This window comes from Bacillus sp. TH22, assembly GCF_016651015.1.
In the GTDB taxonomy this organism is placed as follows: Bacteria; Bacillota; Bacilli; order Bacillales; family Bacillaceae_G; genus Bacillus_A; species Bacillus_A mycoides.
This window is the reverse complement of the sequence record NZ_JAEKER010000001.1, coordinates 2,381,898-2,404,899: the sequence shown is the minus strand read 5'-3', so window position 1 is coordinate 2,404,899 and position 23,002 is coordinate 2,381,898. Positions and strand designations below refer to the sequence as shown.

General features: G+C 36.1%; 23 protein-coding genes. 20 read left to right on the top strand and 3 right to left on the bottom strand.

Features of this window, described 5'->3' with window-relative positions; all coding sequences use genetic code 11:
- The first annotated feature begins 24 nt into the window (after nucleotides 1-24).
- The 3 genes from JFU18_RS12275 (at nucleotide 25) to JFU18_RS12265 (ending at nucleotide 2,292) form a co-directional block, all read left to right on the top strand.
- Nucleotides 25-1,476 (top strand): SulP family inorganic anion transporter, encoded by a 1,452-nt coding sequence (locus tag JFU18_RS12275; RefSeq protein ID WP_201034712.1) that lies wholly within the window; start codon nucleotides 25-27, stop codon nucleotides 1,474-1,476.
- A 65-nt stretch (nucleotides 1,477-1,541) separates the two neighbouring features.
- Nucleotides 1,542-1,964: a universal stress protein gene (locus JFU18_RS12270; protein ID WP_002010593.1), complete on the top strand. Its 423-nt coding sequence runs from the start codon at nucleotides 1,542-1,544 to the stop codon at nucleotides 1,962-1,964.
- A 211-nt stretch (nucleotides 1,965-2,175) separates the two neighbouring features.
- Nucleotides 2,176-2,292, top strand: coding sequence for a DUF4027 family protein (locus JFU18_RS12265; protein ID WP_201032468.1), 117 nt, complete (start codon nucleotides 2,176-2,178; stop codon nucleotides 2,290-2,292).
- A gap of 130 nt (nucleotides 2,293-2,422) precedes the next feature.
- On the opposite strand, the gene glpT is transcribed toward JFU18_RS12265, so the two are convergent.
- Nucleotides 2,423-3,772, bottom strand: coding sequence for a glycerol-3-phosphate transporter (gene glpT / locus JFU18_RS12260; protein ID WP_002063790.1), 1,350 nt, complete (start codon nucleotides 3,770-3,772; stop codon nucleotides 2,423-2,425).
- A 271-nt stretch (nucleotides 3,773-4,043) separates the two neighbouring features.
- Between glpT and JFU18_RS12255 the strand changes: the two genes are divergently transcribed.
- The 12 genes from JFU18_RS12255 to JFU18_RS12200 all read left to right on the top strand — a co-directional run bounded on the left by JFU18_RS12255 (nucleotide 4,044) and on the right by JFU18_RS12200 (nucleotide 16,295).
- Complete coding sequence (locus JFU18_RS12255) at nucleotides 4,044-4,511, top strand: MarR family winged helix-turn-helix transcriptional regulator (protein ID WP_002140385.1); 468 nt, start codon at nucleotides 4,044-4,046, stop codon at nucleotides 4,509-4,511.
- Between the two features lie 19 nt (nucleotides 4,512-4,530).
- Nucleotides 4,531-6,144 carry an MDR family MFS transporter gene (locus tag JFU18_RS12250; RefSeq protein ID WP_044444494.1) on the top strand — a complete coding sequence of 538 codons (1,614 nt, stop codon included), beginning with the start codon at nucleotides 4,531-4,533 and terminating at the stop codon, nucleotides 6,142-6,144.
- A 113-nt stretch (nucleotides 6,145-6,257) separates the two neighbouring features.
- Nucleotides 6,258-7,229, top strand: coding sequence for a ribose operon transcriptional repressor RbsR (gene rbsR, locus JFU18_RS12245; RefSeq protein WP_201034713.1), 972 nt, complete (start codon nucleotides 6,258-6,260; stop codon nucleotides 7,227-7,229).
- A gap of 13 nt (nucleotides 7,230-7,242) precedes the next feature.
- Nucleotides 7,243-8,139, top strand: a complete 897-nt coding sequence (gene rbsK / locus JFU18_RS12240; protein ID WP_193663973.1) for a ribokinase — start codon at nucleotides 7,243-7,245, stop codon at nucleotides 8,137-8,139.
- On the top strand, nucleotides 8,136-8,531 hold the full coding sequence (gene rbsD / locus JFU18_RS12235; protein WP_201034714.1) for a D-ribose pyranase: 396 nt from the start codon (nucleotides 8,136-8,138) through the stop codon (nucleotides 8,529-8,531). Before rbsK ends, rbsD begins: the two co-directional genes overlap by 4 nt.
- An 18-nt stretch (nucleotides 8,532-8,549) precedes the next feature.
- A complete protein-coding gene (rbsA, locus tag JFU18_RS12230) occupies nucleotides 8,550-10,034 on the top strand; it encodes a ribose ABC transporter ATP-binding protein RbsA (RefSeq protein WP_201034715.1) in 1,485 nt (494 codons plus the stop codon).
- Between the two features lie 3 nt (nucleotides 10,035-10,037).
- Nucleotides 10,038-10,973, top strand: coding sequence for an ABC transporter permease subunit (locus JFU18_RS12225; protein ID WP_201034716.1), 936 nt, complete (start codon nucleotides 10,038-10,040; stop codon nucleotides 10,971-10,973).
- Nucleotides 10,974-10,987: 14 nt separating this feature from the next.
- Nucleotides 10,988-11,911: a ribose ABC transporter substrate-binding protein RbsB gene (rbsB, locus tag JFU18_RS12220; RefSeq protein ID WP_201034717.1), complete on the top strand. Its 924-nt coding sequence runs from the start codon at nucleotides 10,988-10,990 to the stop codon at nucleotides 11,909-11,911.
- A gap of 38 nt (nucleotides 11,912-11,949) precedes the next feature.
- Nucleotides 11,950-12,597, top strand: a complete 648-nt coding sequence (fsa, locus tag JFU18_RS12215) for a fructose-6-phosphate aldolase (RefSeq protein WP_201032471.1) — start codon at nucleotides 11,950-11,952, stop codon at nucleotides 12,595-12,597.
- Nucleotides 12,598-12,895: 298 nt separating this feature from the next.
- The gene (gene inhA2, locus JFU18_RS12210) at nucleotides 12,896-15,289 is read left to right on the top strand and encodes a M6 family metalloprotease immune inhibitor InhA2 (RefSeq protein ID WP_201032472.1); all 2,394 of its coding nucleotides are present in this window, start codon (nucleotides 12,896-12,898) and stop codon (nucleotides 15,287-15,289) included.
- A 318-nt stretch (nucleotides 15,290-15,607) separates the two neighbouring features.
- Complete coding sequence (locus JFU18_RS12205; RefSeq protein WP_002125258.1) at nucleotides 15,608-15,949, top strand: hypothetical protein; 342 nt, start codon at nucleotides 15,608-15,610, stop codon at nucleotides 15,947-15,949.
- A 16-nt stretch (nucleotides 15,950-15,965) separates the two neighbouring features.
- A complete protein-coding gene (locus tag JFU18_RS12200) occupies nucleotides 15,966-16,295 on the top strand; it encodes a hypothetical protein (protein WP_078185075.1) in 330 nt (109 codons plus the stop codon).
- Nucleotides 16,296-16,313: 18 nt separating this feature from the next.
- Here the strand turns inward: JFU18_RS12200 and JFU18_RS12195 are convergent, their stop codons facing one another.
- Complete coding sequence (locus tag JFU18_RS12195) at nucleotides 16,314-17,468, bottom strand: MFS transporter (protein ID WP_201034718.1); 1,155 nt, start codon at nucleotides 17,466-17,468, stop codon at nucleotides 16,314-16,316.
- Between the two features lie 226 nt (nucleotides 17,469-17,694).
- Between JFU18_RS12195 and bdhA the strand changes: the two genes are divergently transcribed.
- Both bdhA and JFU18_RS12185 read left to right on the top strand, forming a co-directional pair.
- Nucleotides 17,695-18,747, top strand: a complete 1,053-nt coding sequence (bdhA, locus tag JFU18_RS12190) for a (R,R)-butanediol dehydrogenase (protein ID WP_000645834.1) — start codon at nucleotides 17,695-17,697, stop codon at nucleotides 18,745-18,747.
- A gap of 118 nt (nucleotides 18,748-18,865) precedes the next feature.
- The gene (locus JFU18_RS12185; RefSeq protein WP_201050314.1) at nucleotides 18,866-19,210 is read left to right on the top strand and encodes a potassium channel family protein; all 345 of its coding nucleotides are present in this window, start codon (nucleotides 18,866-18,868) and stop codon (nucleotides 19,208-19,210) included.
- 47 nt (nucleotides 19,211-19,257) lie between these two features.
- Here the strand turns inward: JFU18_RS12185 and JFU18_RS12180 are convergent, their stop codons facing one another.
- Nucleotides 19,258-20,136 (bottom strand): hypothetical protein, encoded by an 879-nt coding sequence (locus JFU18_RS12180; protein ID WP_137058469.1) that lies wholly within the window; start codon nucleotides 20,134-20,136, stop codon nucleotides 19,258-19,260.
- Between the two features lie 265 nt (nucleotides 20,137-20,401).
- Here JFU18_RS12180 and JFU18_RS12175 point away from each other — a divergent pair, with 265 nt between their 5' ends.
- The 3 genes from JFU18_RS12175 (at nucleotide 20,402) to sph (ending at nucleotide 22,940) form a co-directional block, all read left to right on the top strand.
- Entirely contained in the window at nucleotides 20,402-20,746 is a 345-nt protein-coding gene (locus JFU18_RS12175) for a potassium channel family protein (protein WP_000948239.1), read from the top strand.
- Nucleotides 20,747-21,010: 264 nt separating this feature from the next.
- Nucleotides 21,011-21,862 (top strand): phospholipase CerA, encoded by an 852-nt coding sequence (gene cerA / locus JFU18_RS12170; RefSeq protein ID WP_085309119.1) that lies wholly within the window; start codon nucleotides 21,011-21,013, stop codon nucleotides 21,860-21,862.
- A gap of 76 nt (nucleotides 21,863-21,938) precedes the next feature.
- Nucleotides 21,939-22,940: a sphingomyelinase C gene (gene sph / locus JFU18_RS12165; protein WP_002125262.1), complete on the top strand. Its 1,002-nt coding sequence runs from the start codon at nucleotides 21,939-21,941 to the stop codon at nucleotides 22,938-22,940.
- The last annotated feature ends 62 nt before the right edge of the window (nucleotides 22,941-23,002 follow it).

Genomic DNA, 23,002 nt, shown 5'->3' with positions numbered 1-23,002 from the left:
ATAAAAGAGTGGAGGAGTGTTACTTTGTTTCAAACTATAAAAAATGAATGGTTCTCAAATATGAGAGGGGACGTGCTATCGGGGATTGTTGTTGCTTTAGCATTAATTCCTGAAGCGATAGCTTTTTCTGTTATTGCAGGTGTAGATCCGACGGTTGGATTGTACGCGGCCTTTTGTATTGCGGTTACAATTTCGTTTGTCGGCGGAAGACCAGGGATGATCTCGGCGGCAACGGGTGCGATGGCATTATTAATGGTCACTCTTGTGAAGGATCACGGTTTGCAATATTTATTTGCTGTGACAATAGTAACAGGTATTGTTCAAATTATTTTTGGAGTGTTCAAGCTGAGCTCATTTATGAAGTTTGTTCCTAAATCCGTTATGAGTGGTTTTTTAAATTCACTTGGAATTTTAGTTTTTACAGCGCAATTGCCGCATTTTAAAAATGCAACTTGGCAAATGTATGCACTTGTCGCATTAGGACTTGCAATTATATATTTATTTCCACGTATTACGACGGCTGTTCCGTCTACACTTATTTCAATTATTATTGTGACAAGCATTGCACTTATGAGCGGATTACAGTTAAAAACAGTAGGGGATATGGGAAGCTTACCGAAAGAATTACCGTTCTTTAGTATTCCTGATGTTCCATTTACACTTGAGACATTAGCAATTATTTTACCGTATTCAGTTATGCTAGCGGTTATAGGTTTACTAGAGTCATTATTAACGGCGTCGGTTTTAGACGATATGACACATACGGAAAGTAATAAGCATAAAGAGGCACGTGGACAAGGGATTGCGAACGTTGTTGCTGGGTTTTTCGGAGGAATGGCAGGATGTGCAATGATTGGACAATCTGTTATTAATATTAAATCAGGTGGTCGAGGGAGATTATCGACGCTTGTAGCCGGTGGTTTTTTAATCGTATTGCTATTTGTTTTAGGTGATTACGTTGTTCATATTCCGATGGCAGCTTTAGTTGCAGTTATGATTATGGTTTCGATTGGGACGTTTGATTGGAACTCTGTAGCGATGATTCATAAAGTACCAAAAGGAAACGCATTTGTTATGATCGTAACAGTTGTGATTGTCCTAATTACACATAATTTAGGATTAGGTGTAATTATCGGAACGATAATTAGTGCAGTTTTATTTGCATTCAATATGGCAAAGATTCACGTGAAACATTTGTATATTGAAAATAAGAAAATATACGAAATTCACGGCCAACTATTCTTCGCATCTACGGCAGAGTATATAAATGCTTTTTCATACAATGAAGATGTGAAAGAAATTGAGATGAACTTTACTAACGCACACGTATGGGATGATTCAGCAGTAGCGGCAATTGATAAAGTTATCATGAAATATGAACAGAACGGTGTGAAAGTAAGGATCACAGGGTTAAATGAACGTAGCTCGAAGCTCGTTGCGAATTTAGCTACTTATAATAAGAGAATTGCTAGTTAGAAGCCTCCTTTTTAGGGGGCTTTATTATATAATACGGGTAGGATAACGAAAAGGGGATTCAGCATATGTACAAACAAATTTTATTAGCATGCGATGGTTCTGAACATGCACTTCGAGCAGCCGAGCATGCAACATATATTGCGAAATTTAACGAAGAAACACATGTTGAAGTTGTGTACGTAGTAGATAATAGAACGGCAAAGTCAGATATTATACAAGGACAAACGGATTTAGAAACAATATCAGCTAGTCGAAAAGATAAATTAAAAGAGATTGAGGGTTTATTAAAGAAAGAGAACATTTCCTACAAAATTACGATTCTACATGGCGATCCAGGAGATACGATTGTTCAATATGTAAATACAGGAGATATAGATCTTATTATTGCTGGGAGTAGAGGGCTAAATACACTGCAAGAGATGGTGCTTGGTAGTGTAAGTCATAAAATAGCAAAGCGTGTGAAATGCCCGGTTATGATTATAAAATAAAGTGAGATATTCTGTAGTGTAAGCAGGACCTTGATATAATTCGAGGTCTTTTTTGATGTATTAAGAGGGAGAATGTGGACAGAATATATATAAGTTAAAAAAAATGTTAACTTACAAATTTGTAAGTTAGCTGTCAGCGAAATCGATGTTATGAAATTTTTCCCATTGATACAATAAGAATATCAAAGGGGATATAGGGAGGATGGAAGGTATGAAATCATTTCAAAATTTATCTTATAGCCAAGGGGTAAGTTTAATTTGTTTAGGTGGATTTACTGGATCTGTTATGTTAGCTGTTTTAATAAAGATGTTTCAGCAAATGTTTTAATCGTATGAATAGAAGGGAAATGATTAATATAAATAGCAAGAGAAGAACGATAAATAAAAAATAGCTCTTAGCATGTAAGTAAATGCTGAGAGCTATTTTTATGTTTATTTTTCTACACATTATATTTTGTTTAAACTTCTTTTGATTTAGCAGATCCTGTATTTAAAGTAAGAGCAAGGAAGAACATTGCAAGCACACAAGAAGCAAGGAGCAAAATGAATCCGCCGTCCCATCCGAATCCATCTACAATAAAGCCCATAGCTGCGCTAGCAAAAGTAGCTCCCCCTAGGTAACCGAAGAACCCAGTTAACCCAGCGGCAGTTCCAGCAGCTTTTTTGGGTGCTAAGTCAAGCGCGTGAAGACCAATTAGCATAACAGGTCCGTAAATTAAAAATCCAATGGAAACAAGTGCGATACTATCAATGATTGGATGCCCAGCAGGATTTAGCCAGTAAACAAGAACGGCAATGAATACACCGACCATAAATAGAATGCCAGCAGGTGCGCGGCGCCCTTTAAATAGTTTATCACTCATCCATCCGCAAAGAAGTGTACCTGGAATACCAGCCCATTCGTATAGAGCATAAGCTGTACGTGAGCTACTGTGAGTAAAGCTTTTTTCTTCTACTAAATAAGTAGGAGCCCAGTCTACAACGCCGTAACGAACGAAATAAACAAAGACGTTAGCGATAGCGATGTACCATAAAAACTTATTGTTTAATATGTATGTAAATAAAATTTCCTTTACCGAAAGTTCGCGTTCACGGTCCGCTACTTTTTCATCTGATGGATATTCCCCAGTATGTTCTTCAATAGAAGGTAATCCGCAAGATTGAGGTGTATCTCTCATCGTAATTAATACATAAATCCCCACCAAAATTGAAAGAATACCTGGGAAGTAAAATATACTTTTCCAGTCATTTGCAAAGAAATATAAGCCTAATGTAACGAGAGAAGGCATAAGCGCGCCGCCGACATTATGAGCGACGTTCCAAATAGACATTTTTGTACCACGTTCACTAACGGAGAACCAGTGAACCATCGTACGACCACAAGGAGGCCATCCCATACCTTGTACCCATCCATTTAAAAACTGAAGTACAAACATAAGTATAATGCTCGTTGTAATGAAAGAAAATGAGCCGAAAATAATATTAATGATACCGGATAAAAATAGCCCAGCTGCTAAAAAGTAGCGAGGATTACAACGATCGGATACGATACCCATAAGAAATTTACTTAATCCGTAAGCGATAGATACTGCTGAAAGGATAACCCCAAGTTCCCCTTTACTAAAGCCTTGTTCGATTAAGTATGGCATTGCGAGTGAAAAGTTTTTTCGAACAAAGTAGTAACCCGCATAACCGATGAAGATGCCTAAGAATACTTGCAAACGCAATTTGCGGTATTCGCTATCAGTGCGATCAGCTGGTAAGCGTTCTGCGTGGGGCGCAGGTTTAAATAATTGTGTGAAAAACATAAAATGAAAATCCTCCCCTAATTAATTGGAAGCGTTTTAAGACAGAGAGAATACAAAAAGGCTATGAAATATAAAAAAGTTCCCTTTTTTATGATTCATAGCCATATACTCCGATTCTCCGTGACTGTCAATATTAACTTCGACGAAAATTATACAACTTTGTGACAAGAATGTAAACGTTTTTATAAAGAAAGTTGTTGACGTATTTTGTTTGTGGGATTAATATTTAAATACGTTAAATATTTTATTGCTTAAATAAGAGGTGGATAACATGCCAAATGATATGACTCATATTGATAAGATTCAAGCTCTTACATTCGCTATAGGAAAGAAAATGCAAACAGAGCTATTAGAACAAATGCAAGCATCAGGACTTACACCACCGCAGTTTTATATTTTAAAGATTTTAGATCATTACGGAGCTTCAAGAGCGACACAATTGGCGGAGAAAATGTACGTGAAACCGAGCGCGATTACAGTAATGACTGATCGTTTAATTGATCATGGGTTAGTAGAGCGCTATCACGACGATAATGATCGCCGCGTTGTTGTCATTGAGCTAACGAAGAAGGGGAAAACTACAGTAGAAGAAGCGATGGCGGCTCGTAATGAGCATATTGCAAAATACTTCTCACACTTAGAATTACAAGAGAGGGAAGATTTGTTGCGCCTCTTTGAAAAGCTAGAAACAATTATTTGCGGGAAACCAGAGAAAAAAGAGAAAAAAGAGAAAAACTAAGAGGAATTGAGGAGATTACATGGAGCAACAAGAAAATCAGAATAGAAAGTTGTTGTTAATCGGTTTAGTAATCGCAATGCTATTTGCTGCATTGGACGGAACAATCGTTGGTACAGCAATGCCGCGTATCGTCGGTGAACTAGGTGGATTAAGTTTAATGACATGGTTAACAACAGCTTACATGTTAACATCAACAACGGTTGTACCGATTGCAGGTAAATTAGCGGATTTACTTGGGCGTCGTAACGTATATATAGCAGGATTAATTATCTTTATGGTTGGTTCAGCGTTATGTGGTATGGCAAACGGTATGACAGAATTAATTATTTTCCGTGGTATTCAAGGTCTTGGTGGCGGTATTATGATGCCAATGGCTATGATTATTATCGGAGATATGTTCACGGGAAAAGAACGTGCTAAATGGCAAGGTATTTTTGGCGCTCTATACGGTCTTGCTTCTGTAATTGGACCACAAGTTGGTGGTTGGATTGTAGACGCAGTGAACTGGAGATGGGTATTCTATATTAACTTACCAGTTGGTATTTTAGCGACAATCTTCATTGCAATGGGATTAAAAGCACATAAACAAACAGGACCAATTAAAATTGATATCGCTGGAATCTTCACGATGATTCTCGGTGTTGTAAGTTTATTACTTGCGTTAACGTTTGGCGGGAAAGATTATGCATGGGGTTCTTGGCAAATTATCGGGTTATTTGCACTAGCTGCCATTGGTATTGTTAGCTTTGTTATCGTTGAAACGAAGGCTGAAGAACCAATTTTACCGATGCACTTCTTTAAAAACCGCACATTTACACTACTGAATGCGATCGGTTTCTTTATGAGTATCGGAATGTTTGGAGCAATTATGTTCGTACCGTTCTTTATGCAAGGAATTGTAGGCGTAAGTGCTGCTGAATCAGGAACGATTATGACACCGATGATGATTACAATGATCGTTATGAGTATTATTGGTGGTCAGCTTGTATTAAAAATTGGTGTGAAACCACAAATTATTACAGGGATGCTTATTATGGCTAGTGGTTTCTGGTTATTAACAACGATGGATATGCACACAACTAAGCTTACCGCTACTTCTTATATGATGGTTATCGGTTTAGGAATGGGTCTTGTTATGCCGATATTAACATTAGCATTACAAGAAAGCTTCCCGAAAAAAGATCTTGGCGTTGTAACATCATCAAGTCAATTCTTCCGTCAAATCGGTGGAACGTTTGGGATTACAATTTTAGGATCAATTATGAATAACACTTCAGGCACAACGTTAACAAATAAATTAGTACCTGTATTAGACACATTCCCAAAAGAAGCGGGACAAATGGTAACAAAATTTAAAGATATGATTCATACAGATCCACAAAGTTTATATTCTATGCTATTTAGTCCAGAGGCATTAAAACAAATGCCAGAAGCATTTTCTAATAGCATCGTACCAATTTTGAAAAGCTCTTTAGTGGACTCACTTCATACTGTATTCTTAACAGGATTGGTATTTATCGTAGTAGGTGCTATCTTTACGATTTTCTTACAGAAAATTAAACTGTCTGATCGTAAAAAAGATGCTGAAGAGCCTGCTGTAGAAGAAAAGGAAAAAACTGTATCATATTCGTAATAAAAAAGCATCGCCTTATGGCGATGCTTTTTAGTTAGAAATGATTGACGTATTTTTATAAATGCGTTATATTATTTTCTGTAAACGGTTACATGAAATGAGGAGAAAAGAGAATGAGTACGATTAAAGACGTTGCAAAATTAGCAGGGGTATCTGTTGCGACCGTTTCCAGAGTGTTAAATAAAAATGGATATGTCCATGAGGACACATTAAAGAAAGTAGAGCGAGCAATTGAAATGCTAGATTATAAGCCTAGTACAGTAGCGCGTTCTTTATATAATAAAAAGTCTCGTTTAATTGGCTTAGTTGTTCCAAATATCGTGAATCCATTCTTTCCGGAAGTTGCACGTGCTGTAGAAGATGTAGCACATAAGCAAGGCTACACAGTTGTACTTTGTAACTCTGATGAAAATTTAGAAAAAGAGAAGCAATACATTGATGTGCTTAGACAAAATAATGTGGACGGATTTATTGTAGCAACGAATCCACAAAATAGTGTTAATTACATGAATTTGTCTATTCCAGTTGTTGCGATTGACCGTATGTTTAATGAGCGCATTCCTACTGTATATGCAGATAACTATGCAGGGAGCCAGTCGGCGACAAAGTTATTAATAGACAAAGGGTGTAAACATATTGCACATATTCGTGGACCGCGTGATGTGAGCACAGCTAATGAACGTTTTGAAGGTTTTGTAGACGTTATTACGCAAAATAATCTTTCTTATATGATTGCAGAGAGTACATTCGATCCAGCTAATAGTGAACGGGTAGCGGTGGAATTATTAGAAGAATATCCGCATATTGATGGAATTGTTGCTGGGAATGATTTAATTGCAATTGGTATTGTAAAGGCTGCACTTCAAAAGGGAATTTCTATTCCAAACGATTTACAAATTATTGGATTCGATGGGATTTCTTTAACTGAAATGATGTATCCATCTATTACGACTGTTGCACAGCCAATTTATGAAATGGGGAAAATTGCAACAGAATTGTTGTTAGAGCAGATGGAAGGAAATCCATTAGAAGAGAAACACTATCGTTTACCGATTGAAATTATAGAACGAAATACAACGAAGTAAGGAGATGAGACAGATGCCAAATATTGCAGTAGTAGGTAGCATTTCAATGGACTTAGTGGCTGTTTCAAAAATACGGCCGAAAGCAGGAGAAACAGTAATTGGTGAAGCGTTTCATACGATACCAGGAGGAAAAGGGGCAAACCAGGCAGTTGCTGCAGCTAGATTAGGAGCAAATGTAGCGATGGTTGGTGCAGTAGGAAATGATGATTACGGAACAGTAGTTAGAAAAAACTTGGAGAACGAACGCATTTTTATCGACTATGTGGTACCGGTTACAGATAGGACGACAGGAATCGCTCATATCGTTTTAGCAGAAGAGGATAACAGTATTGTTGTCGTACAAGGAGCAAATGCTCTTGTAAATGAGTCGGTTGTAGATCGTTCAAAAGACCTTCTTGTAAAAGCTGATATGGTTGTTCTTCAACTAGAGATTCCGCTTGAAACAGTAAAATACGTTCTGTCTATTTGTGAGGAGCATAAAATTCCAGTTATGTTGAATCCGGCTCCAGCACAATTTTTATCAGAAGATATTTTAGAAAAAGCGACTTATATTACGCCGAATGAACATGAATGTCGCATCGTATTAAATGATTTCACATCACCAATTGAAGAGTTACTTGCGAAATATCCAAATAAGCTATTGATGACGGAAGGGTCTAATGGTGTTCGTTTCCATAACGGAACGGAAGTTGTTCAAGTTCCAAGTATCGCTGTAGATGTAGTAGATACGACTGGAGCAGGTGACACATTTAACGGTGCGTTAGCAGTTGCGCTTTCTGAAGGAGTAACACTTCAAAAGGCAATTCGTTTTGCAAATATTGCTGGTGGTCTTTCTGTAACGAAACTTGGGGCACAGGGCGGTATGCCAACGAGAGATAGAGTACGTGAAGTGCAGGTGATTGTTGGATGAAAAAGCACGGTGTATTAAATAGTGAAATCGCAGCAGTCCTTGCTTCACTTGGACATACAGATACGATTGTAATTGCTGATTGTGGGTTACCTATTCCTGATGGAGTAAAACGAATTGATTTAGCAGTTAAAATCGGAAAGCCTAGATTTTTAGACGTATTACAAGTAGTTGCTGATGATATGGCAATTGAAAAAGTGACGTTAGCAGAAGAAGTTATTATGAATAATGCAGAGGTAAATAAAGAAGTTGAGATGCGATTAATAGAGCCAGCATTTGAATATGTGTCTCATAAGGAATTTAAAGAGCATACAAAGAGAGCGAAGGCGATTATTCGTACAGGAGAAGCAACGCCTTATGCGAATGTTATTTTACATGCAGGTGTGATTTTTTAATAAAGGGATGTGATGAGAATGCATATTGAAATGAAGAACATTTCAAAAGCGTTCAGTGGTAATCCTGTTCTAAAAAACGCACAGTTTATGATTGAAACAGGAGAAGTCCATGCATTGATGGGGGAAAATGGAGCGGGGAAATCGACGCTCATGAAGATTCTAACAGGTGTATATAAAAAAGACAGTGGAACAGTCACAATTGATGGACAAGAACGAACTTTTAAAAATGCGAAAGAAGCGGAAGAGTACGGTATTGCATTTATCCATCAAGAGTTGAACATATTACCGAATTTAACGGTAGCTGAAAATATGTTTCTTGGAAAAGAGTTAATGTATGGGAAAACGGGCATTTTACGTACGCGTCAAATGAGTGCGATTGCCCAGCAGCAATTGGCAGATCTTGGTCTACATGTGAGAGGTGCTATGCTAGCAGGTGAACTATCGGTTGGACAACAGCAAATTATTGAAATTGCTAAAGCATTAATGACAAAGGCGAGCGTTATTATTATGGATGAACCTACAGCAGCATTAACAGATCGCGAAATTGAAACTCTGTTTATTGTTATTAATAAATTGCGTAAAGAGGGCGTTTCATTCGTTTATATTTCACACCGGATGGAAGAAATTTTTTCAATATGTGATGCTATTACGATTTTGCGTGATGGAGAATATGTAGGGAAAAGATTAATTCCAGAAACGTCATTTGATGAAGTAGTTAGCATGATGGTGGGCCGCAGTATTGGTGAACGTTATCCAGAACGAAATAGTCAAATTGGCGAAGTGATTTTTGAAATGCGAAACGGAACGAAAAAAGGAAAATTTGAAAATGTTTCGTTTCAAGTTAGAAAAGGTGAAATCCTTGGTGTTGCGGGCTTGATGGGAGCTGGTCGCACGGATATTATGAAAGCAATATTTGGATATGAACCGCTCGATTCAGGAAAAATTTTCATGAATGGACAAGAAGTAAAAATTGATAGTCCAATTGATGCGATTAGACAACGAATTGCCTTTATTACAGAGGATAGAAAATCTGAAGGGCTTGTGTTAGATTTTTCGATTCGTGAAAATTTAGCTTTACCAAATTTAGAAAGTCTTTCAAAGGGAAGCGTGGTTAATAAAGGTTTAGAACGGCAATTTACAGAGGATATGATGAAGCTTCTTAATGTGAAAGCAGCAAACGGAGAGCAAGCTGTCAAATCTCTTTCTGGTGGAAATCAGCAAAAGATTGTAATTGCAAAATGGTTAGGTATTCATCCGCAGTTACTCATTTTAGATGAACCAACGAGAGGTGTAGATGTTGGGGCTAAAAAAGAAATTTACTCTATTATGAATAACCTTACCGAGCAAGGAGATGCCGTTATTATGGTATCGTCTGAGCTTCCAGAAGTTTTAGGAATGAGTGATCGAGTTCTCGTCATTCATGAAGGGAAAATCGGTGGTATTTTAGAGAAAGATCAGGCATCGCAAGAGTCTATTATGGCACTAGCTACAGGGGGAGAGTAAGATATGGCTAAGAAGGGGAATGTATTACAACAACTTGGTTCTTTAATTGGATTAGTATTAATTATCGTAGTAATTACAGCTTTAAATCCAGCATTTATTGAAATTCCAAATTTATTTAATATACTGCGCCAAGTATCGATTAATGCACTCATTGCATTTGGAATGACCTTCGTTATTTTAACAGGGGGTATTGACTTATCGGTAGGTTCTATTTTAGCATTATCAAGTGCACTTGTTGCCGGAATGATGGCAAGTGGCATGGATCCGTTCCTTGCAATGGTAGTTGGATTATTAGCAGGTCTTGCAATGGGGATTGTAAACGGTATCATTATTGCGAAGGGAAAAGTAGCTCCGTTTATTGCAACTTTAGCAACAATGACTATTTTTCGCGGGTTGACGCTTGTTTATATGGACGGACGTCCGATCACTGGTCTTGGTGATCATTTAATGTTCCAAATGTTTGGCCGCGGTTATTTTCTCGGTATTCCGGTACCAGCTGTTACAATGATGATCGCTTTCGCAGTACTGTACTTCATTTTGAAGAAAACGACATTTGGTCGCCGTACATTTGCAATTGGGGGAAATGAAGAAGCGGCAGCATTATCAGGTATTAATGTTACGAGAATTAAAGTAATGATTTACGGTCTTTCCGGAATTTTGGCAGCGCTTGCAGGTATTGTCTTAACTTCAAGACTAGATTCTGCACAACCGACTGCAGGTACTTCTTACGAACTAGATGCAATTGCAGCAGTTGTATTAGGTGGAACAAGTCTTTCTGGGGGAAGAGGATGGATTATTGGTACATTCATCGGTGTACTTATTATCGGTGTACTAAATAACGGTTTAAATTTGTTAGGCGTATCTTCTTTCTTCCAACAAGTTGTAAAAGGGCTTGTAATCTTACTAGCTGTATTAATTGATCGTCGAAAAGAAGCGTAATGGAGGGACAGTTCATGAAGAAATGGTTACTTATACTCGTTGCATGTATTATGGTCATTACTGCTGGTTGTTCAATGGAACCACCAGAATGGGCAAAGGATTCTGGCGATAAAGGTCGAAATAAAACTATTAAAGTTGGATTCTCTGTTTCAACTTTAAACAATCCATTTTTTGTGACTTTGAAAAAAGGGGCAGAAAAGAAAGCGAAAGAAAGCGGCATTGAATTGATTGCTGTTGATGCACAAAATGATGCGGCGAAGCAAACAAATGATGTTGAAGATTTAATTCAAAAAGGTGTCGATGTAATTGTTATTAATCCAACCGATTCAGATGCTGTTGCTTCAGCGGTAAGTGCAGCTAATGCAGCCAATGTTCCTGTTATTACAGTAGACCGGGTTGCGAATTCAGGTAAAGTTGTTTCTCATATTGCTTCCAACAATATAGAAGGTGGTCAAATGGCTAGTGATTACATTCGGGAGTTAGTTGGTGAAGGAACAAATGTTGCTGAGTTAGAAGGAATCCCTGGATCGTCTGCTGCTCGTGAGCGTGGGAAAGGATTCCATAACGTAGCTGATAAGTCTTTAAAAGTAGTAGCAAAACAAGCAGCTGATTTCGATCGTGCAAAAGGATTATCCGTTATGGAAAATATTTTGCAAGCAAATAGCGATATAAAAGCAGTGTTTGCTCATAACGATGAAATGGCATTAGGTGCAATTGAGGCATTGAAATCTGCTGGTAAAACAGATGTGGTCGTTGTTGGATTTGATGCAACGGATGATGCTGTAAAAGCGGTTAAAGATGGGCGTATGGCAGCAACAGTCGCTCAAAAACCAGAATTAATCGGAGAGAAGGCGATGGAAACAGCGAAAGAGATAACACAAGGTAAAAAAGTGGACAAATTTATTCCGATTGAATTAGAGCTTATTAAGAAAAAATAAATAAATATAAAATGAAAATTAGGAAGGAAGAATAACAAATGAAATTTTTTATTGATACAGCAAACATTAACGAAATTAAAGAGGCAAATTCATTAGGTGTAGTAGCTGGAGTAACGACAAATCCATCACTTGTAGCAAAAGAAGGCGTAGATTTCCATGAGCGTATTCGTGAAATTTGCAGCTTTATTGAAGGACCTGTAAGCGCAGAAGTAATTAGCTTAGAAGCTGATAAAATGATTGAAGAAGGAAAAGAGTTAGCAAAAATCGCTCCAAACGTTGTTGTAAAAGTTCCAATGACAACAGAAGGCTTAAAAGCAGTAAAAGCATTCTCAGATTTAGGAATTCGTACGAACGTTACATTAGTATTCTCAGCGGTGCAGGCATTACTTGCAGCTCGCGCTGGTGCGACATACGTTTCACCGTTCTTAGGTCGCCTAGATGATATCGGTCATAACGGTATGGACTTAATTCGCCAAATCGCAGAAATCTTTGCAATTCACGGCATTGAAACAGAAATCATTGCAGCATCTGTACGTCATAGTGTTCACGTAACAGAAGCAGCATTAAACGGTTCACATATTGCAACAATCCCAGCAAACGTAATCGCTTCATTAGTGAAGCATCCATTAACAGATCAAGGAATTGAGAAATTCTTAGCTGATTGGGAAAAAACACAAGAGAAATAATACGAAATAGAGAACCCAAGTTTAATTAACTTGGGTTCTTTTTTTGTTTGAAAGAATTTTCATGCAATTGTGCATATTGTCTTTTAAATTTTTAATATAAGCTATTTAATATATACAAATCACTCTTTATTTTTCACATTTCGACATAAAAAGATAGAGGGTCTGACCAGAAAACTGGAGGGCATGATTCTATAACAGAAAGCTTATTTCTTATAGAATCATGTCTTTTATTATACAAGGGAGGATAGATTACATATTTTTATCTGAAGTTTAAGATTGATACAAGGGGATGATTAAAATGAGAAAAAAAGCGCCATTTAAAGTGTTGTCATCATTAACGATCGCGACACTCATCGGATGCTCAGCTGTAATGAGTGCTCCGTTAGCATACGCAGAAACGCCAGCAAAAGAAAGTGTGTCTACAACGCCAATTGATCATAATTTAATTCAAGAAGATCGTTTAGCAGAAGCGCTGAAAGAAAGAGGAACGATTAATCCAGCCTCTTCTAAAGAAGAGACGAAAAAGGCTGTAGAGCAATATATTGAAAAGAAGCAAGGGGATCAGGCAAATAAAGAAATTCTTCCGGCGGATACTGCTAAAGAGGCATCTGATTTCGTGAAAAAAGTAAAAGAGAAGAAAATGGAGGAAAAGGAGAAAGTAAAGAAACCTGAAAAAAATGTGAGTCCTGAGCAAAAACCAGAACCAAATAAAAAACAACTGAATGGACAAGTCCCAACTTCTAAAGCAAAGCAAGCGCCGTATAAAGGGTCTGTTCGAACTGATAAAGTATTAGTATTACTCGTTGAATTTAGTGATTATAAACATAATAATATTGATCAAACACCAGGATATATGTATTCGAATGACTTTAGTAGAGAGCATTATCAAAAAATGTTATTTGGTAATGAACCGTACACATTATTTGATGGTTCAAAAGTAAAAACGTTTAAACAATATTATGAAGAGCAGTCTGGTGGAAGTTATACGACAGATGGATATGTAACGGAGTGGCTAACTGTTCCAGGAAAAGCGTCTGACTACGGTGCTGATGGTAGTAGTGGTCACGATAATAAAGGACCAAAAGGCGCACGTGATTTAGTGAAGGAAGCTTTAAATGTGGCAGCTGAAAAGGGATTAGATTTATCTCAATTTGATCAATTTGACAGATATGATACAAATGGTGATGGTAATCAAAATGAATCTGATGGTGTAATTGATCATTTAATGGTAATCCATGCTGGTGTTGGTCAAGAAGCTGGTGGCGGTAAATTAGGTGATGATGCGATTTGGTCACATCGTTCAAAATTAGCAACAGATCCAGTAGCGATTGAAGGTACAAAATCAAATGTAGATTACTTTGGTGGAAAAGTAGCGGCTCATGATTACACAATTGAACCAGAAGACGGTGCGGTAGGTGTGTTTGCACATGAATTTGGACATGACCTTGGCTTACCGGATGAATATGACACGAAATATACTGGAACTGGTTCACCTGTTGAAGCGTGGTCATTAATGAGTGGAGGTAGCTGGACAGGAAAAATCGCAGGAACAGAGCCAACTAGTTTTTCACCACAAAATAAAGACTTCTTACAAAAGAATATGGGTGGAAACTGGGCGAAAATTTTAGAAGTAGATTACGATAAAATTAAGAGTGGTGTAGGCGTTCCTACATATATTGATCAAAGTGTTACGAAATCCAATCGTCCAGGCGTTGTACGTGTTAACTTACCAGGTAAAAGTGTTGAAACAATTAAACCGGAGTTTGGAAAGCATGCATATTATAGTACAAGAGGAGATGATATGCATACGACATTAGAAACACCATTCTTTGATTTAACAAAAGGAACAAATGCGAAATTTGATTATAAAGCGAATTATGAACTAGAAGCAGAGTGTGATTTCATCGAAGTACATGCTGTAACTGAAGATGGAACGAAAACATTAATTGATAGATTGGGAGAAAACATAGTCCAAGAAGATAAAGATACAACAGATGGAAAATGGATTGATAAATCATACGATTTAAGTCAATTTAAAGGGAAGAAAGTTAAACTACAATTCGACTATATTACAGATCCAGCTTTAACATATAAAGGTTTCGCAATGGATAATGTAAATGTAACAGTTGATGGACAAGTAGTATTTTCAGATGACGCAGAAGGACAGTCTAAAATGAAGTTAAATGGATTCGTTGTTTCTGATGGGACAGAGAAGAAACAACATTATTATTATTTAGAGTGGAGAAACTATGCTGGATCAGATAATGGATTAAAAGCAGGAAAAGGTCCGGTGTATAATACTGGTCTTGTCGTTTGGTATGCAGATGATAGTTTCAAAGATAACTGGGTTGGGGTACATCCAGGTGAAGGCTTCCTTGGTGTTGTAGACTCTCATCCAGAAGCGTTTGTTGGTAATTTAAACGGGAAACCAGCGTATGGTAATACAGGCATGCAAATTGCAGACGCTGCCTTTTCATTTGATCAAACACCCGCATGGAGTGCAAATTCATTAACACGTGGACAGTTTAACTATTCTGGATTACAAGGTGTTACAACTTTTGATGATTCAAAAGTATATAGTAACAAACAAATTGCAGACGCGGGAAGAAAAGTTCCAAACCTTGGACTTAAATTCCAAGTTGTTGGACAGGCAGAGGATAAATCGGCAGGCGCTGTTTGGATTAAACGTTAATAACATAAAAGCACATTCTTCATATGAAGAGTGTGCTTTTTAATTTGTACATTAAGTTATTATTTTAGCTTATGTAATACAATTGTCTGTTCATATGTAGTGTATCAAATTATGTGGGTAAAGGAAATATTTCCGAGGAAATTGTCGAAGTATCGTCGGTATTTATACACTTTCTTTGTAGATGAAGAAATGTAGTATTGCCTTTACAGTTTAATTTATTTACATTGTTATTTGGCTATACACAAAAGTGATATATTCGGCAATCAAAGAGCTCTATTCGATAGGGCTCTTTTTTATGGATAGAAAGGAGTGAACTAAATGAAAGAAATAATTGAATGTCCACAGTGTGAAGGGAATATTACTGCACAACATATTATTGATCTTCCGCATCCTTTTTCATTCAGGTGTCCACACTGTAAGGTGAAATTAAAAGAAATGAGGATCACACCATGTTTAATATTAGCGGCAATTTGTATAATTCCACTGTTTATTATGATTGGAGAGAGTATTAAGGAATTACTAGTAAAATATTTTTCTATTATAGATGATGTACCAACTGTACTTATTTTCTTCTTATTTTGTTATCCGTTGTATTATCTTTATGAAAAATATAATGCCATATTGTTTATTAAATACGGCTTGTTGAAAGTCAAAAGTTGAATAGGAGCTTATCATTATGTTGTGGAAAGTTTATTTAGTAATTATAGCGATATTAACTATAACTTCGCTAGTAAGAGGCATGTTTCAAACACTAATTCAAAAGTTTGATTTTGTGGTGACTATTATTACATGGATAGGACTATTTGGATTTGTTTTTGATGTACAAATATTGACGCCGATCGTTTGGCAATGCATCTTCGTATTTAGCATCATTTGGACTTTAACTGCAGTTTTTGTTTTACGTTTATATGAAGAGAAGGATGACCCGCTACCTTTTATATTCAAATTAATTGGTATTATCCCAACGCTGCCATTATATTACGGATTATATCAATATGCATTTTAAAAAAAGACAATGATGGAATTAACCCATCATTGTCTTTTTTACTTTGCTTCTTACAAAAATCATTCCAGCAAATGTTAACAAGAATGCAGTTCCGATAACGAAGCTGACGCTAGGCGATGCCCCGATTGCTCCGACTGTAAAGGAGCCAGCAACAACTCCTAACGAGAAGAATGCATAAAACAATCCGAATGCTTTCCCTCGGTTACTATCTGTTGTATTTTCAACAAGTAAAGCATTAATTGCTGGGAAGAGGATAGCGAATCCAATTCCATAAATTATCATAACGATAAAGAGCATGCCTTTTGTTGCAAATAATCCGAGTAAAGATAACGCTAGTGCCATTACTGCAATCCCGATTAGCATTAGTTTGGAACGATTAAATCGATCGTAAATGCGATTTGTTGGCAGTAAGAAGAAGAGGATAGCGGTAATTCCGAATACACTTAACATCATGCCTGTTGTAGATGCTTTAAGTGCTAATGCCTCAACTTTTACTGGTAACATATAAGTGACAATCCCTTGTGAAAACATTAGTGTGAAAGCACCAATATATGCTTGTAATAACGGTTCTGATTTCAATAGTTCAATCATATCTTCTTTGTTCATCATTTGTGTTCTTGATGTATCTTTTCTTGATACGTTATTTGGTAAGAAAAATAGAGATACGATTGTACCAAGGACCATTAAAATAGAAATAGTAATGAACACCCACTCTATACCAGCTGTTGCTTTCATAATGCCGCTGAAAGCAGGTCCTACGATTGCAGCTGTTCCAACAGCGGCACCAGATAGAGCCATTGCTTTACCTTGCCTTGCTGAATTCGTTTGCTTTGATAAAAACGTAAAGGCAGCAGGAATTAAAAATCCGTCACTAAAACCGTGCATAAAGCGCACAACTAATAGTTGTTCACCACTTTGAACAACGGTATATAACAAGACTATGAAACTCGTAAGTCCCATGCTTATATAAAGTATTTTTTTTGCACCAAATTTATCGACAGCAGCGCCAGCAATAATATTACCGATCATATTAGCGAATGAGTACATACCGATAACTAGCCCGATAACAAGAGGGGTTCCTCCAAGACTTTGAGCGAAAGTACTCATAATAGGTAATTGTGAAAATGTATCTAAAAACGCTACGATAACAATAAAGTAAATAAAATATTTCAAGCGATATTCACCTCTCCTATGCTATTATGGCATAATGCTAATTTCAACCGCAATGAAATTAGCATTAACAGATGTGGAAAAAAGTACAAAGTGACAAAATATTGAACGTTATTTGTTAAAATTTAGTGGAATCGAGATTGTTTTTTTGAAATATATGGATAGAAGTATTATAATAGATTGGTAAACTTCACCAGGTTAAGTATATACGTAGAGAGGGATGTATAAAATGAAAGCATTACTTTGGCATAATCAACGCGATGTACGAGTAGAAGAAGTACCAGAACCAACTGTAAGACCAGGAGCAGTTAAGATTAAAGTGAAATGGTGTGGTATCTGCGGAACAGACTTGCATGAATATTTAGCAGGACCTATTTTTATTCCAACAGAAGAGCACCCATTAACACACGTAAAAGCACCGGTTATTTTAGGTCATGAGTTTAGTGGTGAGGTAGTTGAAATCGGTGAAGGCGTTACTTCTCATAAAGTGGGAGATCGCGTCGTTGTAGAACCAATTTATTCTTGTGGTAAATGTGAAGCTTGTAAACACGGACATTACAATGTTTGTGAACAACTTGTTTTCCACGGTCTTGGCGGAGAAGGCGGCGGTTTCTCTGAATATACAGTAGTACCAGAAGATATGGTCCACCATATTCCTGATGAAATGACGTATGAACAAGGTGCACTTGTAGAACCAGCAGCAGTAGCAGTTCATGCAGTACGTCAAAGTAAATTAAAAGAGGGAGAAGCTGTAGCGGTATTTGGTTGTGGTCCGATTGGACTTCTTGTAATCCAAGCAGCAAAAGCAGCAGGAGCAACTCCTGTTATCGCAGTGGAACTTTCTAAAGAACGTCAAGAGCTAGCTAAATTAGCAGGTGCTGATTATGTATTGAACCCAGCAACTCAAGATGTACTAGCAGAAATTCGTAACTTAACAAATGGTTTAGGTGTAAATGTGAGCTTTGAAGTAACAGGTGTCGAAGTAGTACTTCGTCAAGCGATTGAAAGTACAAGTTTTGAAGGACAAACTGTAATTGTTAGTGTGTGGGAAAAAGATGCGACAATTACGCCAAACAACCTTGTACTAAAAGAAAAAGAAGTTATCGGTATTCTTGGATACCGTCATATCTTCCCAGCTGTTATTAAATTAATTAGCTCTGGCCAAATTCAAGCAGAGAAATTAATTACGAAAAAAATCACAGTGGATCAAGTTGTTGAAGAAGGATTTGAAGCACTTGTAAAAGATAAAACACAAGTGAAAATTCTTGTTTCACCTAAATAATAGAGAATAGTAAAAAGTAGCCCTTTTCTAGAAATAGAAGAGGGCTACTTTTTTTCTATACAGAAAGGTGATAAACTTTCCTTTAACTAAAGGTATTTTGTTTGGAAGGGGAAGTCTAATGCTTTCATTTATGTTGACATTGAAACGGATGTTAAAAGCTTGTTTACGAGCGTGGAAAGATAAAGAATTTCAAGTATTATTCGTATTAACATTTTTAACATTAACATCTGGTACGATTTTTTATAGTACAGTTGACGGATTACGTCCTCTTGATGCTTTATATTTTAGTGTGGTCACGTTGACGACTGTCGGTGATGGGAATTTTAGTCCGCAAACTGATTTTGGAAAGGTATTTACGATTTTATACATATTTATCGGGATTGGATTAGTGTTTGGATTTATTCATAAATTGGCAGTTAATGTGCAACTGCCAAGTATATTATCGAAAAGAAAAAAAGAGTAAAGTATACAACTAATTTTATTAATAAAACTCTCAATTATTAATAGTTATCATAGCCCCAAGATTTTATTTACTATCTGTTGAAGCACTTTGTCTGCTGTATTTCGAAAAAGCTCTGTTGAAAATTCTTTACATCTTTTTCTAATAGTTGATTCAAAAAGATCTCTATCTTCCGCCTTGCTAGCATGAAGAGCTTCAATACTGGCTTCTTTTACATCAGAATCAATTTTAATAGCTTCTATTACTTTTTCCAACTCTGAACCAAGTTCTTTCCAGTCATAGTTATCTACTTTATTAGTTTTAAGGTTATTATTATTACCAAAATTCGCTCCATTTATTGAAGAATCTTTAATATCTCGAATCTTCACGGAATTATCTTCATTTCTCTTATTAAAACTATCTTTATTATGAGAGTTCACATTGGCTCCCTCTTGAATAGTAGTATCAATAACATTGTTGTCTCCATTTACCTTGTAATCATTTCCATAAACTATTTTCTGCTCTTCTATCTTCACTATATATTCCATATTTTTATTATTAAAAGAATTTTCTACAATAGACTTAGCTTTTTCTAGAAAAGACTTATCTGAAAAGTAAATTCGATAGTACTGACCTGAATTCATTTGGAAATTCAAATACAAATTATTACTTAAATACGATTTATAAACCGACCAAATATATAGCCCCGATCCAATCCCTCCAATGAACCCAACCAATGGAATTTGGAACATAAAGAAGCAAGATATTAAAAAGATAACTATCGCAAGATAAGGGATTCTTAATTTCTTTTTACCCGCGTATACAACTGCTATATTACTTAAATGTAAAGTAATATCATTAAACTTCAAAATATTATCTTTAATCATAATCGTCTCAGTGACTATTTCTTTATCATCTGAAGCAATTAAATTTGAAAAACTCTTCTCCATATTAATTCACTCTCTCCTAAAATAGTACTTCTGTCTCTAATAGTAAAAAACTACTAAAATAAAACTATGTATATTAATATTAAAATATAAATGGTTTTATTTCAATAACCTAATATACCTTTTTTGAATTCTGTATATCTATGCTAAAAATGAAGCAATACTTCTTGATAAAAAATGAATCCTAGGAAAAGTGAACATTCTTCAATATAGAAAGGTGATAGACTTTCCTTTAACTAAAGGTATTTTGTTTGGAAGGGGAAGTCTAATGCTTTCATTTATGTTGACATTGAAACGGATGTTAAAAGCTTGTTTACGAGCGTGGAAAGATAAAGAATTTCAAGTATTATTCGTATTAACATTTTTAACATTAACATCTGGTACGATTTTTTATAGTACAGTTGAAGGATTACGTCCTCTTGATGCTTTATATTTTAGTGTGGTCACGTTGACGACTGTCGGTGATGGGAATTTTAGTCCGCAAACTGATTTTGGAAAGGTATTTACAATCTTATACATATTTATCGGGATTGGATTAGTGTTTGGATTTATTCATAAATTGGCAGTTAATGTACAGCTGCCAAGTATATTATCGAATAGAAAAAAAGAGTAAAGCGGTTAATCGCTTTACTCTTTTTTTACATTAGTTTAGACAAGTATTTGCAGTAGCTTAACAATATTTTATTACAATGTAAGTGTATTCATTCATTATATTCACTATGTATAAAGTTATAATGATATGAACATTTGCATATTTTAATTTATTGATAGAAATTTTGTGAAAGGTGGGATATTCTAGTCATAGGTTAACCGGAAGACATCGTAGGATCCTAACAAAATATGAAAAATAATTCAATTATAAAATGGAGGATTTCAGATGAAAAAGAAAGTTCTTGCTTTAGCAGCAGCTATTACGTTAGTAGCGCCATTACAAAGCGTTGCATTTGCTCATGAAAACGATGGAGGACAGAGAGTTGGAGTTATTCCGCGCTGGTCTGCTGAAGATAAGCATAAAGAAGGCGTAAACTCTCATTTATGGATTGTAAACCGTGCAATGGATATTATGTCTCGTAATACGACAATTGTAAAACAAGATCAAGTTGCACTATTAAATGAATGGCGTACGGAGTTAGAGAACGGTATTTATGCTGCGGACTATGAAAATCCTTATTATGATAATAGCACATTTGCTTCACACTTCTATGACCCTGACAATGGAAAAACTTATATTCCATTTGCAAAGCAGGCAAAGGAAACTGGGGCTAAATACTTCAAATTAGCAGGTGAGTCATACAAAAATAAAGATATGAAACAAGCATTCTTCTATTTGGGGTTATCTCTTCATTATTTAGGGGATGTAAATCAACCGATGCATGCAGCAAACTTTACAAATCTTTCGTATCCACAAGGGTTCCATTCTAAATATGAAAACTTTGTAGATACGATAAAAGATAATTATAAAGTAACGGATGGAAATGGATATTGGAACTGGAAAGGTACAAATCCAGAAGATTGGATTCATGGAGCGGCAGTAGCTGCGAAACAAGATTACTCTGGCATTGTAAATGATAATACGAAAGATTGGTTCGTGAAAGCAGCTGTATCACAAGAATATGCAGATAAATGGCGCGCTGAAGTTACACCAATGACAGGTACGCGATTAATGGATGCACAACGTGTTACTGCTGGATACATCCAGCTTTGGTTTGATACGTACGGAAATCGTTAAATATTTGAAAAAGGTCAAATCTCATAATAGAGTATTTGGCCTTTTTATCACTACACAGTACATGGAGGTATGAAACGTGAAAGGTAAATTGCTAAAAGGTGTACTTAGCTTTGGTATTGGTTTAGGAGCTTTATATAGTGGATCTTCAGCTCAAGCAGAAATGTCTATAAATCAAAATAATACATTAAAAGTGATGACGCATAATGTGTACATGCTATCAACGAACTTATATCCGAACTGGGGACAAAATGAGCGTGCTGATTTAATTGGAGCAGCGGATTATATGAAAAATCAAGATGTTGTTATATTAAATGAAGTATTTGATAATAACGCTTCAAATCGCTTATTAGGAAATTTGAAGAAAGAATATCCAAATCAAACGGCAGTATTAGGTCGTAGTAACGGAAACGAATGGGATAAAACATTAGGTAACTATTCATCTTCGACCCCTGAAGATGGCGGTGTAGCTATTGTAAGTAAATGGCCAATCATTGAAAAGATTCAATATGTATTTGAAAAAGGATGTGGGCCAGATAACTTATCAAATAAAGGATTTGTATACACAAAAGTTAAGAAAAATGATCGTTTCGTTCATGTAATTGGGACACATTTACAAGCTGAAGATAATATGTGTGGACAAACTTCGCCAGCATCTGTACGTACAAAACAGCTACAAGAAATTCAAGAGTTTATTAAAAATAAAAATATACCAAATAACGAGTATGTGTTAATTGGTGGTGATATGAATGTGAATAAAATAAATGCTGAGAATAATAGTGACTCAGAGTACGCATCCATGTTCAAAACATTGCACGCTTCTATTCCATCTTATACTGGACATACTGCAACTTGGGATGCGACGACAAACAGTATTGCGAAATATAACTTCCCCGATAGCCCTGCCGAGTATTTAGATTATATTATTACAAGTAAGGACCATGCTAATCCATCGTATATAGAGAATAAGGTGTTACAGTCGAAATCGCCACAATGGACTGTTACGTCATGGCTCAAAGAATATACATATAATGATTACTCGGATCATTATCCAGTAGAGGCGACTATTTCTATGAAGTAGAGTAGCCTTGAAAAAGTTTCTTCGTAAAGAAGAAACTTTTTTTATTTGAAAACAGGAAAATC